The following is an 18734-nucleotide window of genomic DNA, read 5'->3' as shown; positions in this document are numbered from 1 at the left end:
ATTTTTCGCCCATAGGGGGGAGACAATTGTGATTCAAACGAAACAAAAAGGCTTGCAGGAAGTTCTAAGTGCAGCCATTAAGCATGCAACTGATGAAAAAATATTGGTTAGTTTTGTAAAAAAAATAGACTGGATGGATCCACTTCTGTTTTATGCAGCAGGAAAAAGGATCTCATTCGAAAATAGATGTTATTTTGCAGACCCAGCTCAGCATGTAATATTTGCTGGAATTGGTTCTGTTTTCACTATAGCAACTGCTTCTCACAAACGCTTTCAAACTGCTCGTGACGAGTGGGATAAAGTAAAAGAGAAAGCATTTGTACAAAGAGAAAGATACGAATTTGGAACAGGTCCTCTTTTATTTGGTGGATTTTCATTTGACCAAGAAAAAGAGAAAACAGATTTATGGAAAGAATTTGATGATACGACATTTTCACTACCGGCATTTTTATTAACTGTAAAAAATGAAAAAGCATGGTTAACAATGAATACATTCGTTTCAGCAACAGATTGTGCAGAAACTCTTTATAACGAAATTGTTTCTTTAGAAGAGAAAATTTTTGAGGAGAGTAAATGTGCACTAGAAGGATCGAAATTAACAGTTACTTCTAAAGTAGAAGTGGATCCGAAAGGCTGGATGAAGTCCATTGAGAAAGTGCAAGATGAGATGAAGCAGGGGAACGTGCAGAAGGTTGTATTAGCGAGGGAGCTAAAAGTAGAGATGGATCATCATATTGATTCTGCGCTTGTTTTAGAAGCACTTCGCATTGGGCAACCAGATTGTTACGTATTTTCTTTTGATTATAAAGGAGCATGCTTCTTAGGAGCGACGCCAGAGAGATTAATTCGCAAAGAAGATGAGAAGTTTACTTCAATGTGTCTTGCTGGTTCAACTGGTCATGGTCAATCTATAGAAGAAAGTAAGCGAAATAGTGATGCGCTTCTTCATGATGAAAAGAATTTAGCTGAACACGGTTATGTTGTGAACATGATTCGAGGAGTATTAAATGAGCACTGCGAATCCGTTAATATTCCGGAAAGTCCCGGTCTATTAACAACGAAAAACTTAATTCATTTATATACGCCTGTAGAGGCAAAAGGCGACGCGAGTCTTTTAACGATGGTAGAAGAATTACATCCAACACCAGCTCTTGGCGGGACACCTCGTTTAGAAGCGATGAAACTAATTCGTGATGTTGAATTGTTAGACAGAGGATTATATGGTGCACCGATTGGCTGGATAGATGATGAAGGAAATGGTGAATTTGCGGTTGCACTTCGCTGCGGATTATTAAATGGAGAGAAAGCATCCTTATTTGCCGGTTGCGGGATTGTAATTGATTCGGTACCACAACTTGAATATGAAGAAACAAGTTTGAAGTTTAGACCGATGCTTGGTGCTTTGGAGGAATTAATGAAATGAACAATCATATAGAAGCATTATCATATTATTTAGGCGCGTTCGTGGATGAACTGACGCGTCTAAATGTATGTGATGTTGTCATTAGTCCAGGCTCACGGTCAACGCCGATTGCTCTACTAATGGAACAACATGAAGGAATGAACACATATTTACATGTAGATGAAAGATCTGCAGGATTTTTTGCGCTCGGTATTGCAAAAGCGAAAAAACGTCCTGTTGCATTATTATGTACGTCAGGAACGGCTGCAGCGAACTACTATCCAGCTGTATGTGAAGCTTTTCATTCTCGAGTGCCGCTTATCGTCTTAACGGCAGATAGACCGCATGAATTAAGAGATGTCGGTGCACCACAAGCGATGAATCAAATTAATTTATACGGCACGTTTGTGAAGCAATTTACAGAGATGGCACTTCCAGAAGCGAATGAGGCGATGTATCATTACGCTCGCATGACAACGCAGCGCACGATAGCAAGCGCGCTTTTAGCACCGCAAGGACCTGTTCATCTTAATTTTCCGGTTCGCGAACCGCTTATCCCGGACTTCTCATTAGAAAGTTTATGGGATAAAGGACGCGGAGAATATACAGGAGTAGTTCAGCAAGGGAACGCGGTGATGCCGAGTGAATATGTAGATTCTCTTGTAGGGCGCCTTTCACATATGGAAAAGGGGCTTATTATTTGTGGAGATGATAGTCATTCAGAAATCGCAACGTTTGCAACGCAACTAGCTGAAAAAACGGGATATCCAATATTAGCGGATCCACTTTCTAACATTCGTAGCGGGCACCACGACAAAACGATGGTAATTGACTGTTACGATACATTTTTACGAAATGAATTGTTAAAAGAAACGTGGAAGCCGGACGTTTTAATTCGCTTCGGTGGTATGCCTGTTTCGAAAGCATTAACGCAATTCATTAAAAAACAGACGAAAGCCGTTCATATCGTTGTTGACGAATCTGGACAATGGAGAGATCCGGCTCTCGTTGCAACAGAAGTTGTCCAAGCGAGTGATATTGCATTTTGCAGTGCACTAATAGAAAAAATGCCAGTTATGAAAAAGAATGATTGGTCCCAAATGTGGCAACATATAAACGAAAAAACGAAGGAAACGCTTCGTGAAATGGAAACATATGATACGGCATTTGAAGGAAGAGTCATTACAGATATTGTCCGCGTATTACCAGAAGGGGCAACGTTATTTGCAAGTAATAGTATGCCAATTCGTGATACAGATTCTTTCTTCTTCACATCGGATAAAGACATTCAAGTAATGGCAAATCGCGGTGTAAATGGGATTGATGGGATCATTTCGACAGCTTTAGGAGCGAGCATGATTTGCGATCCACTTGTATTAGTGATTGGTGATTTATCATTCTATCACGATTTAAATGGACTACTAGCCGCAAAATTACATGAATTAAACATAACGATTGTCGTTGTAAATAATGACGGTGGCGGTATTTTCTCATTCTTACCACAGTATGAGAAAAAGGAACATTTCGAATCGTTATTTGGAACACCGATTGGTCTTGATTATGAGCATGTTGTCAACATGTACGGTGGTTCATTTAGCCGTGTAAATGGCTGGGAGCAATTCCGAGAAGAAGTACAAAAAGGAACAACGACAGAAGGTTTACACGTTGTGGAAATTTGTACGAACCGTGATGAAAACTTAACGTTGCACCGTACGTTATGGGCAAAAACACAGGACGTAATTACTACATCGTTGCAAGGTGAATCAAAATGAACGTAACGCTGCAAGGTGTATCGTATGAATATGAAGTAGTCGGAAGCGGGGAACCACTTCTACTTCTTCATGGTTTTACGGGAAGCATGGAGACGTGGCGTTCCTTCGTTCCTTCTTGGAGTGAGCAATTTCAAGTCATTTTAGTAGATATTGTTGGGCACGGAAAAACGGAAAGTCCTGAAGATGTGACGCATTATGATATTCGAAATGTAGCGTTGCAAATGAAAGAACTACTAGATTACCTTCATATTGAAAAGGCGCACATACTTGGCTATTCAATGGGCGGTAGACTGGCGATTACAATGGCGTGTCTATATCCAGAATATGTACGCTCTCTTTTATTAGAAAATTGTACAGCTGGGCTTGAAAGGGAAGATGAGCGAAAAGAACGCTGTGAAAAAGATGAGCGACTTGCTCAAAAAATTGAGCGAGAAGGCATCGAAAGTTTTGTATCGATGTGGGAAAATATTCCGTTGTTTGAAACGCAAAAACGTTTAGCACAAAACGTACAAGAAGCAGTGCGAAAAGAACGACTTGCTAACAATTCAAAAGGGCTCGCAAATAGCTTGCGCGGCATGGGAACAGGGGCTCAGCCTTCATGGTGGAATGAGCTGCAAAACTTAAAAATGCCTGTTCTTTTAATGAATGGAGAGTATGATGAAAAGTTCTTTTGCATATTAAAAAATATCGAAAAATGCGTCTCTGACGCGAAATTTGTCAAAATTGATGGTGCTGGTCATGCAATTCATGTGGAACAACCGGAAAAGTTTGATACAATAGTAAAGGGATTTCTAAAAACTATGCAGTGATGCTTTTTTCAGTTAAGAATGAAGTTACACTTATAGAGGAGATCAGAAATATACAAGGAGGTAGTTGTAATGGCTATTGAATGGGTAAAAGAAGGCAATTACGAAGATATTATTTATTCAACATACAATGGTATCGCAAAGATTTCGATTAACCGCCCTGAAGTACATAACGCATTCCGTCCTAAAACGGTAATGGAGTTAATCGACGCTTTTGCACATGCTCGTGATGATGCAAATGTTGGCGTTATCATTTTAACAGGTGAAGGTGGACGTGCATTCTGTTCTGGCGGCGACCAAAAAGTTCGCGGTCATGGTGGATATGTAGGTGACGACCAAATCCCACGTCTAAACGTATTAGACTTACAACGTCTAATTCGCGCAATTCCTAAACCAGTTATTGCAATGGTAGCAGGTTATGCAATCGGTGGTGGGCACGTACTTCATATCGTATGTGACTTAACAATCGCTGCAGACAACGCTGTATTCGGACAAACAGGTCCTAAAGTAGGAAGCTTTGACGGTGGATACGGAGCTGGTTACTTAGCTCGTATGGTAGGCCACAAGAAAGCTCGCGAAATTTGGTACCTATGCCGTCAATACAACGCGCAAGAAGCGCTTGATATGGGCTTAGTAAATACAGTAGTACCATTAGAACAACTTGAAGCAGAAACAGTACAATGGGCAGAAGAAATTTTAGCAAACAGCCCAATGGCACTTCGTTTCCTAAAAGCTGCATTCAACGCAGACACAGACGGTCTAGCTGGTATTCAACAACTAGCTGGAGATGCAACGTTATTGTACTACACAACTGACGAAGCAAAAGAAGGTCGCGACGCGTTCAAAGAAAAACGCCGTCCAGACTTCGGTCAATTCCCTCGTTTCCCGTGATCAAACCAAAAGCGGAAGCAGCTCGTTCAGAATGTGAGGGGGATGGAGCTTCTGACGTAGAGGCGCTTTTTGCCTCGTAGGAAGAAGTGAAGCCACCGAACATTCTAGCTGCTGTAGCTGGATGAGATCAAAAGCGAAAGCGGCTCACTTAGAACACGAGGGCGTTGGAACTCCTGACGTAGAGGCGCTTTTTGCCTCGTAGGAAGGCGTGAAACGACCGACTGTTCTAGCCGCTGTAGCTGGATGTTTTAAAAGCGGAGCCGACTGTTTAGCCCCGTTGGCTAAGGTTCTTTCGCACAGAAAGTGTTTTTTACTTTCTTGTGCGGAAGGTTCTTAGACGGAAGGGGCTAGGAGGCGCAGCTGGATAAGGTCAAACCGGAAACAAAACAACTAAGAGACTTGATGTCATATCAAGTCTCTTTCTTTCATGAAAGGAGAATGAATGATGGAGACGATGCCAAATTGGTTAATGCAACGTGCATTTTTAACACCAGATCGCACTGCAATTGAAATAGAGGAAGAGAAAGTTACTTTTATGCAGCTGCATGAAAAAGTAGTATCTGTTTGTGAACACCTCACACATATAGGAGTGAAGCGTGGGCAAAAGGTGGCTGTTCTGATGAAAAATGGTATGAAGATGATTACAGTTATTCACGCCCTATCGTACGTAGGTGCAGTAGCTGTGCTTTTAAATACGCGTCTTTCAAGAGAAGAGCTACTTTGGCAAATGGATGATGCTGAAGTTATTTGTTTAGTGACAGATCAAGATTTTGAGGCTAAAGATATTCCTGTGTATTCATTCACCGACATAATGAATGGACCAAAAGAGGAAGCCTCTATACAAGAAGAATTCTCTTTAAAAGAAGCGATGACAATTATTTATACGTCAGGGACGACTGGAAAACCGAAAGGCGTTATTTTAACGTACGGCAATCATTGGGCAAGCGCGGTTGGTTCTTCGCTTAATTTAGGACTTCGTGATGATGATTGCTGGTTAGCTTGTATGCCGATGTTCCACGTTGGCGGGCTATCTCTTTTAATGAAAAATATTATGTACGGCATGCGCATTTTACTCGTTCCGAAATATGATGCTGATTTTATTCATAAAGCACTTCAAACGAGAGGTGTAACGATTATTTCTGTCGTTTCTAAAATGTTAACTGATTTATTAGAGCGACTTGGGGCAGAGACATATCCATCTTCTTTACGATGTATGTTACTTGGCGGAGGACCAGCGCCGAAACCGTTATTAGAAACGTGTGTTGATAAAGGGATTCCTGTATATCAAACGTACGGTATGACAGAAACGTCTTCGCAAATTTGTACGTTATCCGCAGATTATATGTTAACGAAAGTAGGGTCAGCTGGAAAACCACTATTTCAGTGCCAACTGCGTATTGAAAAAGATGGCGTAGTAGTGCCGGCGTTTACAGAAGGCGAGATCGTAGTAAAAGGACCGAACGTAACAGGTGGTTACTTTAACCGTGAAGATGCGACGCGTGAGACAATTCAAAACGGATGGCTTCATACTGGTGACCTCGGTTATTTAGATGAAGAAGGATTTTTATACGTATTAGATCGCCGCAGTGATTTAATTATTTCTGGCGGAGAGAATATATATCCAGCTCAAATTGAAGAAGTGTTGCTTTCTCATCCGGCGGTAGCGGAAGCTGGTGTTGTCGGTATGACTGATGATAAATGGGGACAAGTACCCGCTGCTTTTATTGTAAAAAGTGGAGAGGTAACAGAAGAAGAAATTCTTCACTTTTGCGAGGAGAAATTAGCGAAATATAAAGTGCCGAAAAAAGCGTGGTTCTTAGAGGAATTACCACGAAATGCTTCGAAAAAATTGTTAAGACGAGAGTTAAGACAATTAGTGGAGGAGATGTAAGTGGAGATAAAAAAAGCGACACTTCATATAACGGAAATGCCACTCGTCATCCCGTTTGCTGCAAGCTACGGAACGTATGAAAAGCGTGAGAGTATCGTCATTGAATTAGAAGATACGGACGGGTACATTGGATTTGGGGAAGTCGTTGCTTTTTCTGAACCGTGGTATACGGAAGAAACAGTGAAGACGGCGCTGCATGTACTGCAAGACTTTTTATTACCGGATTTATTAAAGGCTGAAATTTCTCATCCGAATGAAGTGCCAAGTTTGTTCCAGCATATAAAAAGAAACCGAATGGCAAAGGCCGGAATTGAAGGGGCTGTTTGGGATTTATATGCGAAGCGTCAAAAGAAATCATTAGCGACATTGCTTGGCGGAACGAAAGCTGAAATTGAAGTTGGTGTTGTAATTGGGCTTAATACGATTCCGGTTATGTTAAAACAAATCGAGAAGTACGCGGAAGAAGGATACGAGCGTTTTAAAGTGAAAATAAAGCCAGAGCATGATTATGAGTTATTGAAAGAAATTCGTAAAGAGTTTCCGCATATCCCGTTAATGGCTGATGCGAATTCAGCGTATACATTAGCGGATACGGAGAGTCTGAAACGACTAGATGAATTCCAATTGATGATGATTGAGCAACCGCTAGCGGATTACGATTTTCTTGATCATGCACAGTTGCAAAAGAAAATAGAAACGCCAATTTGTTTGGACGAAAGTATCCATAGTTTAGAAGATGCGCGTGTTGCGATTACACTTGGCAGTTGTCAAATCGTTAACATTAAACCAGGGCGAGTGGGCGGATTAACAGAATCAATCCAAATCCATAATTATTGTATGGAGCATAACATACCAGTTTGGTGCGGCGGTATGGTAGAGATGGGGATTTCAAGAGCACAAAATGTTGCCCTTGCCTCACTGCCTAACTTTACGATTCCAGGCGATATATCCGCTTCTAGTAGACATTGGGAGAAGGATATTATTTCACCGCAAGTGATGCTTGAGGGAGGGAAAGTGATGGTGCCGCAAAGCGTTGATACTGAGTATGAAGTAGATCGCGGAAGGCTGGCGGAAATCACGAAGCAGCGGATTGTGTTTGAGCGGTAGGTTGAGTCTTTAAAATAGTGGGCGAATTTCGTCGTTAATTGTCGGTAAGTCGATATTCCTTGTCGAAACGTCGATATATTAAAAAAATCGTCGATATAATTCAAGTTGTGTTCGATATATTTGGAAAATCGTCGATATAATTTCATTTACTAAGGTTACTCCCGCGAGTAGCCTTTTCTTATTGTACAAATTGGATAGACTAGTTTACAATCGAGCGTATAAAGGGGGAGTAAAATGAAGCGCATTTCCATTTTAATAGCGGATGATGAGGCAGAAATTGCTGATTTAATTGAGATACATTTAGAAAAAGAAGGGTACCACGTCGTGAAAGCAGCTGATGGAGAAGAGGCAATTCATATTATTGAAACGCAGCCAATCGATTTAGTGGTTTTAGATATTATGATGCCGAAAATGGATGGGTATGAAGTGACGCGCCAAATTCGTGCGAAGCATCATATGCCAATCATTTTCTTAAGTGCGAAAACGTCTGATTTTGATAAGGTGACAGGTCTTGTATTAGGTGCAGATGATTATATGACGAAACCTTTTACACCGATTGAATTAGTTGCACGTGTAAATGCACAATTACGTAGGTTTCTTACGTTAAATCAGCCGAAAGTAGCGGAGAATAAATCTGCTTTAGAGGTAGGCGGGGTCGTGATTGATCCTGAGCGAAGAACAGTAAATGTGTACGGAGAACAAGTTGAATTAACACCGAAAGAGTTTGATATTTTATATTTATTAGCGAGTCACCCGAAGAAAGTATACAATGTGGAAAATATTTTTCAGCAAGTATGGGCAGATGATTATTATGAAGGCGGAAATACAGTTATGGTACATATTCGTACGTTGCGGAAAAAACTTGGGGAAGATAAAAGAAAAGATAAGCTAATAAAAACAGTGTGGGGAGTAGGGTATACTTTCAATGGATAACATGATGAAAAGCTTTCGATTTAAAATGATTGCCTTATTTGCGTTAAGTATGGTGCTCGCTGCAACTGTAACTTATATAATTTATAAAGGATTGCAGTTGTATTATAAAACGATGGTTCGCTATGAAGAGCCTTTAGCACAATTTAGGTCAATCGTAAGGGAATTTGGAGACATTAACTTCTTTTTAATTTTCTTTATCCCGTTGTCTATTATCTTTTTCTTCTTTTTGACAAAACCGTATTTAAAGTATTTTAGTGAGATTTCTAACGGGATTCATCATCTTGCGAACGGTAACTTTACGAATAGAGTTCAAGTTTCATCAAATGATGAATTTGGAGACATCGCGCGTGAAATAAATGTTGCGAGTGAAAAGTTAAAAGAAGCGGTGGAAAGAGGAGACTTTGCTGAGAGTAGTAAAGATCAGCTCGTTGTAAATTTAGCTCATGATTTAAGAACGCCGTTAACATCTGTTTTAGGCTATTTAGATTTAATTCTTAAAGATGAAAATTTAACAAAAGAACAAATTAAACATTTCTCTACAATTGCATATACGAAATCGCAAAGGCTCGAAAGTTTAATTGATGAGTTATTTGAAATTACACGTATGAATTATGGCATGCTAAAGCTGGATAAAAAGCCGATTGATATAAGTGAGCTGCTTATACAGCTAGATGAGGAATTGTATCCGTTATTAGAAAAACATCATTTAGAAGCTAGATTGAATGTTGATCCTCATTTGCCGATTAACGGTGATGGGAAATTGTTAGCTAGAGTATTTGAAAACTTGTTAACAAATGCTGTTCGTTACGGATATGATGGGCAATTTGTTGATTTGAATGGGTATATCGATAATGAAGAAGTTGTCGTACAAGTTATGAATTACGGAGATAGCATTCCAGAAGAGGACTTACCGTATCTTTTTGATATGTTTTATACAGGTGATAAATCGAGGTCAGAAAACCGTGGCGGGACAGGCCTTGGGCTATTTATTGCGAAAAATATTGTTGAACAGCATAACGGGACGATTTCTGCTGAAAGTAATGTAGTTAGAACAATGTTTGAAGTGCGATTGCCAAAAGACGAGAACGTTACAATTTAATAAAAATTTAAACTTTACCCCACTTTTTATTTTAATAGTTTTTTCTATTCTATACGTAAGTTATGTTAAGGAGGAACTAGAAATGAAAAAGTGGGTATTTATTTCTCTTTTTATCGCATGCACAATCTGTGTAGGCTTATATATATCACCGTTATTTCAAAAAGAAATTGATGTGAAAATCGGCGAGGAAAATAGCGCAATAAAGAATGCAAATATGGAAAAGATAGAGATTACAAAAGAAGAAATTTATAAAGGGAATCTATTATTAGTTAACAAAGATTATCCACTAAAAAAAGATAGCATTAGGTCTGATATTATAAATGTAAATCATAATAGTGAATTAGTGAGAGGCTACGTAATATTTGATAGAAATCTTCGTTTATCAAAGGATGTTGTAAAAAAGTTTTTGAACGTTGTCGATGCGGCTGGAAAAGATGGCGTACAACATTTCTTAATGAATAGCGGCTATCGAGATTTCCAAGAGCAAAGACAGCTATATGAAAAAATGGGATCTGATTATGCACTCCCAGCAGGATATAGTGAACATAATTTAGGGTTATCACTGGACGTTGGTTCAACGCAAAAGAAAATGGAAAAAGCGCCTGAAGGAAAATGGATTGAAGAGAACGTATGGAAGCACGGATTTGTTTTACGCTATCCGAAAAATAAAAGTAACATTACAGGCATTCACTATGAGCCATGGCACATCCGTTATGTCGGCCTACCTCATAGTGCAATTATGCAAAAAAAGAAAATTACATTAGAGGAATACTTAGACTTCTTAAAAGAGCAAAAAGAAATCACAACCGATGTGGAAGGTAAGCAATATACGGTTTCTTATTATAAAGTTTCCGGGAATAGGAAAGTGAATGTTCCGGTGAATAAGCAGTATGAAATTTCGGGAAACAATATGGATGGGGTTATTGTGACGGTTCAGGAATAGAAAAAGGGGTTGTTCCGCTTTGGAGCAACCTTTTCGTATATAAGAAAGGGATCGATATTTCTTGTGGAATCGTTGATATATTTTGAGTTACGATAGATATATTCGAAAAATCGTTGATATAATTTCCTGTACTATCAATTTTTTGAGGAGCATCTTTTTTATTTACCTTTAAACATTATAACGTTATATTTACTTCTCTCTTTTTTTGTGTTACGCTAAACGTGTGAAAGATATATAAAATGAAATTTTAATGTAAGCGTATTCTTATGGCTTCTTATAGAAAAGGGTGAAGTACAATGACAGAACGATTCGTACTACGTAATGTGAAACGTGTGAACGGGGAAGAGATTGACATTGTAATTGAAAATAATAAAATCGCACAGGTGACGAAAGCAGGTGCTGGCGAGGGTGGAAAGGTTCTTGATTACTCGGGTACTTACGTATCGAGTGGCTGGATTGATTTGCACGTTCATGCTTTTCCAGAGTTTGATCCGTATGGCGATGAGGTGGATGAAATTGGCGTTAAACAAGGGGTAACGACAATTGTTGATGCGGGTAGCTGCGGAGCTGATCGCATTGCAGATTTAGTAAAAAGTAGAGAGCAGGCGAAAACGAATTTATTTGCCTTTTTAAATATTTCTCGCATCGGTTTGAAACGAATTGATGAATTATCCAATATGGAATGGATCGATAAAGAGAAAGTAATAGAAGCAGTAGAAAAGTATAAAGATGTAATCGTTGGGTTAAAGGCGAGAATGAGTAAAAGCGTCGTTTGTGATAGTGGAATTGAACCGCTGCATGTAGCGCGCTCTTTATCACGTGAAACATCATTACCGATTATGGTACATATCGGTTCAGCGCCTCCTCGCATTGAGGAAGTTGTACCTCTTTTAGAAAAAGATGATGTTATTACACATTACTTAAACGGGAAAGAAAATAATTTGTTTGATGAAGAAGGTAAACCGCTACCTGTGTTACTAGAAGCAGTGAATCGCGGCGTTCATTTAGATGTTGGGCATGGTAATGCTAGTTTTTCTTTTAAAGTAGCAGAGGCAGCAAAGCGTCACGATATTGCCTTTAATACAATTAGTACAGATATTTACCGGAAGAATCGCGTGCACGGTCCAGTGTATAGTATGGCTCATGTTCTTTCGAAATTCCTTTACTTAGGTTATCCGCTAGAAGAAGTGATTGATGCGGTGACGAAACATGCGGCAGAATGGCTTAAGAAACCTGAGCTTGGCCGTATTCAAGAAGGGGATATTGCAAATTTAACTTTATTTACGGTGAAAGATGAGAAGATTACGTTAATAGATTCAGAAGGGGATCAGCGTATTGCTGAAAGAAGAATTGATACGAAAGGGGTTGTAGTCAATGGGTTATTCATTGAATGCTAAGTACGGATTAAAAAGAGTAATAAATGCGAGCGGTAGAATGAGTATTTTAGGTGTATCCGCTCCGACAGATACAGTTATGGATGCAATGAAACATGGGGGACAAAATTATGTGGAAATTGCTGATTTAGTAGATAAAGCAGGAGATCATATTGCGAGAATTCTAGATGCAGAGGCAGCGGTTGTTGTGAATTCAGCATCGAGCGGAATTGCGCTTTCTATCGCAGCAATTGTGACAGAAGGAAATCGCCGTAAAAGTGAAAGACTTCATCAAGAGGTCATCGCGAAAAACGAAGTGATTATGTTAAAAGGTCATAACGTTCAATACGGTGCTCCTGTTGAAACGATGATTTACTTAGGCGGAGGAAAACTTGTAGAAGTTGGCTACGCAAATGAAGGGAAAGCAGAGCATATTGAAGATGCAATTGGTGAAAATACAGCAGCAATTCTTTATGTAAAATCACATCATGCCGTGCAAAAAAATATGATTTCTGTTGAAGAAGCATGGGAAGTTGCGCAGCGAAATAATGTACCACTTATCGTCGATGCGGCAGCTGAAGAAGATATTCAAAAATATGTGAAGTATTCAGACCTTGCCATTTATAGCGGTTCAAAAGCAATTGAAGGGCCTACTTCTGGTATTGTTGGCGGGAAACGAAAATATATTGAGTGGCTGAAAGTGCAATTACATTGCATCGGAAGAAGTATGAAAGTTGGGAAAGAAACAACATTTGGCTTACTTCAAGCGCTTGATGAGTACGGAGTAAAAGAAGATAAGAGTGAGCAAGAAAAAGAGTTGTTACAAGTACTTATGCCGCTAAAAGAATTAAACGGTGTAAATGTAACGATCGTTCAAGATGAAGCGGGAAGAGCAATCTTTAGAGCCCGTATTCATATTAACGAAAAAGAGTTAAATAAATCGGCAAAAGACGTTGTGACAGCATTACGCGAAGGGGAAATCGCGATTTATACACGTGATTACGGAGTAAGACAAGGATTCTTTGATATTGATCCACGTCCACTTCAAGGTGATGACATACATGTGATTGAAGAAAAATTGAGAGAAATTGTAGGGGGAAACTAAAATGACAAACATTCAAAAACGTTTTTATAAAGGCCGCGTAGCATTAAATGTATTAGCGAACAATATCGAAAATGCGAAAGATATTTTTGAAGCAGCAGAAGGTTATGTAGTAGTAGGTGTATTATCAAAAGATTATCCAACAGTAGAAGAAGCTGTTACAGCGATGAAAACATACGGAAAAGAAATTGATGACGCTGTATCGATCGGACTGGGAGCAGGAGATAATCGCCAAGCAGCAGTTGTAGCTGAAATTGCGAAACATTATCCAGGTAGCCATATTAACCAAGTGTTCCCTTCAGTTGGAGCGACACGTGCAAATCTTGGCGGAAAAGATAGCTGGATTAATAGTTTAGTATCGCCAACAGGAAAAGTAGGGTACGTAAATATTTCTACTGGTCCAATTAGTGCAGCTGGAGAAGAAAAAGCAATCGTTCCAATTAAAACAGCGATCGCACTTGTACGTGATATGGGCGGAAATTCATTGAAATACTTCCCGATGAAAGGGCTAGCTCATGAAGAAGAATATCGCGCAGTTGCGAAAGCTTGTGCGGAAGAAGGATTCGCATTAGAGCCAACGGGCGGAATCGATAAAGAAAACTTTGAAACAATTGTACGTATTGCGCTTGAAGCAAATGTAGAGCAAGTGATCCCGCATGTGTACTCTTCTATTATTGATAAAGAAACTGGCAATACGAAAGTAGAAGATGTTCGTGAATTATTAGCAGTCGTGAAGAAGTTAGTTGATCAGTATGCGTAAGAAAATTGCAGCATTCGGTGAAGTAATGATGCGCCTGCAAGTACCAGGATATGAATTGTTATCGCAAGCTAATACATTAAAATACTCATTTTCTGGTACAGGTGTGAACGTTGCTGCAGCACTTTCTCATCTCGGGCATGAAGGGCTTCTTATTTCTACTTTACCGGAAAACTCGGTTGGAGATGCTGCATTATCTTACATTCAAAAATTAGGCGTGCAAACCTCGCTTGTTTCAAGAGGCGGTAAATATGTCGGCATGTACTTTTTAGAAAATGGATTTGGCGCACGTGCAAGCCGCGTTACATATTCGAATCGATTAGAAAGTAGCTTTAATACGGCATGTGAAGAAATGTATCAATTTGAAGAAATCGCGAAGGAAATTGATATCGTTCATTTTTGCGGGATTACACTTGCGATGAATGATACTGTGCGCCATCATATGAAATCTTTAGCGAAAGCAGTTAAACAAAACGGAGGCACTGTCGTTTTTGATTGCAATTATCGTCCATCACTTTGGGGAAAAGATGGGTACGAGCAGGCGAAACCGCATTATGAAGAAATGTTAGGGCTAGCTGATATTGTAATGATGAATGAAAAAGATGCAATGTTTGTTTTAGGAATGAAAACAGAAGAAACGGAGCGAGAGGCGCAGCTCATGGATCTTATTCCAAAGGTAGCTGAAATGTATAGTATCGCTACAATCGCTGGTACACATCGCTCTATTAATAGCGATAATACACACTCGCTTCGCGGATTTATATGTAAAGATGGTGCGTTCACTTTTGCAAAAACACTTACGTTTTCTGTATATGATAGAATAGGTGCTGGAGATGCTTATACGAGCGGGATTATTCATGGCGAGATAGAAGAGTTTGCACCAGAGAAAGCTGTTTCATTTGCGTCAGCAGCTGGAATGCTTGCACATACAATCGTCGGTGATACGCCAATGTCATCAGAGAAGGATATACTTCGGGCAATGACGGCATCAGTAGGTGATGTAGAAAGGTAGTGGGTGTAACGGTGAACGTAACGAGGAAAAAAGGACCATTATATTTACAAATAAAAAACATTATTCGTGATCGAATATTGCATGGTGTATATGCAATTCATACAAATATTCCTTCCGAACCGCAGTTAGAAGAAGAGTTCAAAGTGAGTAAAATTACAGTACGAAATGCGATTAAAGAACTCGCTCAAGAAGGGTATTTAGAAAAGAAAAGCGGTAAAGGAACGAAAGTCATCCGTAACACTTCTGCGACAAAACTGTCAAAGGGTAAGAAATTTACTGAAGTGTTAGTGGAAGAAGGATATAAAGTACAGAAAAAATTGCTAAAAGCAGAAATTGTTCAGAATGAAGAAGGAACAGTGCCATTTCGATTATTCGGTAAAGAGAGTTTTCGTATTGAACGTTTATATACGTTAAATGATGCACCGTACATTCATTATACGCACTATTTCTCAGCGAAAATGGCAAGTACAGATTTATCGGACTTTGACTTGCAATCGCTTTATGATTTAGTTGAAGACCGAGGCATTCATTTAGAAAACTTTAGAGATGAATTCGCTGTTGGACTTGCACCTAATTTCGTTGCAGAAGCGTTAGGTGAAAAAGAGGGGACAGCGCTATTAAAACGAATGCGCTATTCTTACGATGAAGTTGGCGAAGTAATTGAATATAGCGAGGGCTACTACAATACAGAAATGCAGCATTATGTAGTGAATTATGACGTATAAAAAGAGGGTATTCGCCCTCTTTTTTTATAAAGTAAGGGGAATGAGAGATGGATATATACTTATTAATCGTCACGTTACTTGCAATTGCGATTGTTATTTTAGGGGTATCATGGTGGAAGTGGCATGCATTTATTAGTTTAACAGTTGCGAGTTTATTTTTAGCTATTATGTCTGGATTGAATTTAACGAAAATAGTGACTGCCTATGAAACTGGTGTTGGTAGTGTACTAGGGCATTTAGTTGGTATTTTAGCTCTCGGTACAATTTTAGGAAAAATGATGTCCGATTCAGGGGCCGGCATGCAAGTGGCAGATTTCTTTATTCGATTTTTTGGCGTAAAAAAATTACCTTGGGCTATGTTATTTGCAGGGTTTGTTATAGGGATTCCCGTCTTTTTTGAAGTAGGGATTGTCATTTTATTACCACTTGTTATTTCAATTCGAAAAACAACGAAGCAAAACATATTATTAATTGCTTTACCTGTTATTGCTGGGTTATCTATTGTTCACGGGCTCGTGCCACCACATCCAGGGGCGATGACAGCAATCGGTATTTATAACGCGAACTTAGGAAAGGTACTTTTATATTCATTACTTATCGCGTTACCAACAGCCATTATCGCAGGACCGATATTTGCAAAGTGGGTACATAAAAGGGTTATACCTGAAAATGAACCAGAGCTTATTCGAGTTACGACTGTCTCAACTGATTTACCGAGTCGTAAAGTTTCATTCTTTATTATTTTATTACCAGTTGTATTGATGATTTTATCGGTCGTTGCACCATATATTTCATTACCGGAAAAGATGACTGAATTTTTTGTATTTATTGGAAGTCCAGTAATCGCTTTACTTATTTCATGTTTCGCAGCATTTTATTTACTTGGAATAAGACAAGGAATTAATAAAAAGATGATTAAAAAATTAACGGATGAAAGCTTATTACCTGTCGGTTCCATTATTTTAATTATCGGTGCAGGCGGTGGATTTAAACAAATATTAATTGAAAGCGGCGTTGGAACGGCGATCGCGCAAATGGCAGAACATATATCGTTATCACCAATCGTATTAGCTTTCATGGTAGCTGGATTAATTCGAATTGCAACAGGTTCAGCGACAGTAGCATTAACGACAGCAGCAGGGATTGTTTCACCAGTTATTCAGCACATGTCTGGTGTGAATTTAGAGTTGCTTGTTATTGCAACCGGAGCAGGTTCATTAATGTTTTCTCACGTAAATGATGCAGGGTTCTGGCTTGTAAAAGAGTATTTAGGTTTGACGGTGAAGGAAACGTTTAAAACGTGGACGGTACTCGAGACATTGTTATCATTTATTGCATTTGGTTTTGCGCTTTTATTGAATATGTTTATTTAGAAGAGCCGATTTAAACAAATAGAGCACACAGAGAAAATGTAATTTCTCTGCGTGCTTTATTCGTTTTTTTGTGCTTTCTATCGCTCTATTACTTAATGGAACGGACATACTGATCTTCTCCATCGTCTTTGACAAAGACTCCTAGCTCATTCAAATCTTTGCGTAAATGCTTCTTTTTTTTCGAGTTTCCTTCTCGAAGGGCATTTCGTCTTTTATATAAAATTGTATTTACACTTTTACTAAATCGCCCATCCTCTAATTTCCATAGACTATAGTCCTGTTTATAAGGATCTTGTTCCACCCATGGAAAACCGTGCAGCAAGAAAATATCTTTAATTTTACGTGGATTTATATCAGATGTTTCACGTAGCCATTCTCGGTCTTCTTGATCAATGACCACCACTTGACGATTCTCTACAAAAACGACTTTTACATTCGCCTTTGTAATTTGTTTTTCTTGCTCATCTTTACTCATATGAATACCTTCTGAATTGATTTTCATCTTTAAAGCTTCACTATAAATAATTAAAGAAAATAAAATCCCTGCAATAGCGCCAATTGACATGAGGATAATTGGAAGCCAGAAAGGGTTAATAGAATGTAAAAGTTCTATAATTTTTGAATCAGAAAAGAGAGGAATCTTTTTTATAATCTCTATTAATTTAGGTGAAAAATATCCAATAACGCCTAAAAGGATTGGACTTACTATAGCAAGTAATTTTTCTAAAAAACCTAATCCAATAACAGATACCTTTTTCATTTGTAGTTCATCCTTTCTAAATATATATTTTTTCAAAATCAGGGCATTTAAATAGTGAGTTTCTTCACCATTTTTATGAGCTCATCTGAGTAATTTTCTATAGATATAGATGAATTCGCCTTTAGCATCCTTTCTTCGATTGCTCCTAAAATAAATGAAGCCAATGTGTCAATTTGGAAAGAGTTAGAAAAGACTCCATTTTGTTGACCAGTCTTCAAAATATCTAATAACATCGTTCTAATAACATCATCTTCTTCGTCGTCTTCGATTCTGTAATAAGGAATATTCTCTTCATTTCTTGCATTAAAGACAATCTCAATTAAGGCAATATTATTGTTGTAATGAGTTTCTTGATAAGCCAAATGTGCTTCAATAAAAGCCTCTAGTTTGTTTATTTCAGATTGGGCTAATAGTACTCGATTGCTAATAAATTCATGTTGTTTATCAACTAAAAATTGTAATGTCCGATTCATAAGATAAAGCTTATCGTTAAAATGATAAGAAATAAGTCCAGTGCTAATCTTAGCTTTTTTTGCTACCTTCGTTAAGCTTAAGTTGTTATATCCAACTTCTTCTAATGTATCAATACATGCAAGAATAATTTGTTCACGTCTAGCCTCTGCAATAAAAGAATCAGTCACGCTATTCAACTCCTGATTTGTATAATTTGAATGTATAATCAAAAAATTGATTGGTCGTTCAATTAAATTTTAGTAAGAAATTAGAAGTATGTCAAATGCTTTATGCTTACATCTTGATAAGGGTAATTCGCCTATTGATCAAGCCCA

Annotated in this window: 17 protein-coding genes; 15 read left to right on the top strand and 2 right to left on the bottom strand. The window is 38.5% G+C overall.

Features of this window, described 5'->3' with window-relative positions; genetic code table 11:
* The first annotated feature begins 28 nt into the window (after positions 1–28).
* From PQF83_RS15115 to gntP, 15 genes are all read left to right on the top strand, one after another.
* Positions 29–1423, top strand: a complete 1395-nt coding sequence (locus PQF83_RS15115; RefSeq protein ID WP_000616745.1) for an isochorismate synthase — start codon at positions 29–31, stop codon at positions 1421–1423.
* Entirely contained in the window at positions 1420–3174 is a 1755-nt protein-coding gene (menD, locus tag PQF83_RS15110) for a 2-succinyl-5-enolpyruvyl-6-hydroxy-3-cyclohexene-1-carboxylic-acid synthase (protein WP_001059237.1), read from the top strand. Before PQF83_RS15115 ends, menD begins: the two co-directional genes overlap by 4 nt.
* Positions 3171–3983 carry a 2-succinyl-6-hydroxy-2,4-cyclohexadiene-1-carboxylate synthase gene (gene menH, locus PQF83_RS15105; protein WP_001103376.1) on the top strand — a complete coding sequence of 271 codons (813 nt, stop codon included), beginning with the start codon at positions 3171–3173 and terminating at the stop codon, positions 3981–3983. The genes menD and menH overlap by 4 nt, the downstream gene beginning before the upstream one ends.
* Before the next feature lie 69 nt (positions 3984–4052).
* Positions 4053–4871 carry a 1,4-dihydroxy-2-naphthoyl-CoA synthase gene (gene menB / locus PQF83_RS15100; RefSeq protein WP_000963874.1) on the top strand — a complete coding sequence of 273 codons (819 nt, stop codon included), beginning with the start codon at positions 4053–4055 and terminating at the stop codon, positions 4869–4871.
* A 445-nt stretch (positions 4872–5316) separates the two neighbouring features.
* The gene (locus PQF83_RS15095; protein WP_000449582.1) at positions 5317–6762 is read left to right on the top strand and encodes an o-succinylbenzoate--CoA ligase; all 1446 of its coding nucleotides are present in this window, start codon (positions 5317–5319) and stop codon (positions 6760–6762) included.
* Positions 6763–7869, top strand: a complete 1107-nt coding sequence (gene menC / locus PQF83_RS15090) for an o-succinylbenzoate synthase (protein WP_000403291.1) — start codon at positions 6763–6765, stop codon at positions 7867–7869.
* Between the two features lie 234 nt (positions 7870–8103).
* Positions 8104–8802, top strand: coding sequence for a response regulator transcription factor (locus PQF83_RS15085; protein WP_000822491.1), 699 nt, complete (start codon positions 8104–8106; stop codon positions 8800–8802).
* Complete coding sequence (locus PQF83_RS15080; RefSeq protein WP_000369658.1) at positions 8795–9901, top strand: HAMP domain-containing sensor histidine kinase; 1107 nt, start codon at positions 8795–8797, stop codon at positions 9899–9901. The genes PQF83_RS15085 and PQF83_RS15080 overlap by 8 nt, the downstream gene beginning before the upstream one ends.
* Positions 9902–9983: 82 nt before the next feature.
* A complete protein-coding gene (locus PQF83_RS15075) occupies positions 9984–10844 on the top strand; it encodes a D-Ala-D-Ala carboxypeptidase VanY (protein WP_000759412.1) in 861 nt (286 codons plus the stop codon).
* 296 nt (positions 10845–11140) lie between these two features.
* A complete protein-coding gene (locus PQF83_RS15070; protein ID WP_000139955.1) occupies positions 11141–12241 on the top strand; it encodes an amidohydrolase/deacetylase family metallohydrolase in 1101 nt (366 codons plus the stop codon).
* On the top strand, positions 12219–13322 hold the full coding sequence (locus PQF83_RS15065; protein WP_000542376.1) for a DgaE family pyridoxal phosphate-dependent ammonia lyase: 1104 nt from the start codon (positions 12219–12221) through the stop codon (positions 13320–13322). The genes PQF83_RS15070 and PQF83_RS15065 overlap by 23 nt, the downstream gene beginning before the upstream one ends.
* A 1-nt stretch (position 13323) precedes the next feature.
* On the top strand, positions 13324–14079 hold the full coding sequence (dagF, locus tag PQF83_RS15060; RefSeq protein ID WP_000181930.1) for a 2-dehydro-3-deoxy-phosphogluconate aldolase: 756 nt from the start codon (positions 13324–13326) through the stop codon (positions 14077–14079).
* Positions 14072–15088 carry a sugar kinase gene (locus tag PQF83_RS15055; protein WP_001227481.1) on the top strand — a complete coding sequence of 339 codons (1017 nt, stop codon included), beginning with the start codon at positions 14072–14074 and terminating at the stop codon, positions 15086–15088. The genes dagF and PQF83_RS15055 overlap by 8 nt, the downstream gene beginning before the upstream one ends.
* Positions 15088–15813, top strand: a complete 726-nt coding sequence (locus PQF83_RS15050; RefSeq protein ID WP_000539281.1) for a GntR family transcriptional regulator — start codon at positions 15088–15090, stop codon at positions 15811–15813. The genes PQF83_RS15055 and PQF83_RS15050 overlap by 1 nt, the downstream gene beginning before the upstream one ends.
* A 47-nt stretch (positions 15814–15860) precedes the next feature.
* Positions 15861–17186, top strand: coding sequence for a gluconate permease GntP (gene gntP / locus PQF83_RS15045; protein WP_000356176.1), 1326 nt, complete (start codon positions 15861–15863; stop codon positions 17184–17186).
* A gap of 88 nt (positions 17187–17274) precedes the next feature.
* On the opposite strand, the gene PQF83_RS15040 is transcribed toward gntP, so the two are convergent.
* Entirely contained in the window at positions 17275–17946 is a 672-nt protein-coding gene (locus PQF83_RS15040; RefSeq protein WP_000757937.1) for a YqeB family protein, read from the bottom strand.
* 47 nt (positions 17947–17993) lie between these two features.
* A complete protein-coding gene (locus tag PQF83_RS15035) occupies positions 17994–18587 on the bottom strand; it encodes a TetR/AcrR family transcriptional regulator (RefSeq protein WP_000132252.1) in 594 nt (197 codons plus the stop codon).
* Positions 18588–18734: the final 147 nt, after the last annotated feature.

The organism is Bacillus sp. FF-1, assembly GCF_028548245.1.
GTDB lineage: Bacteria > Bacillota > Bacilli > Bacillales > Bacillaceae_G > Bacillus_A > Bacillus_A paranthracis.
This window is presented reverse-complemented; position numbering and strand designations above follow the sequence as displayed.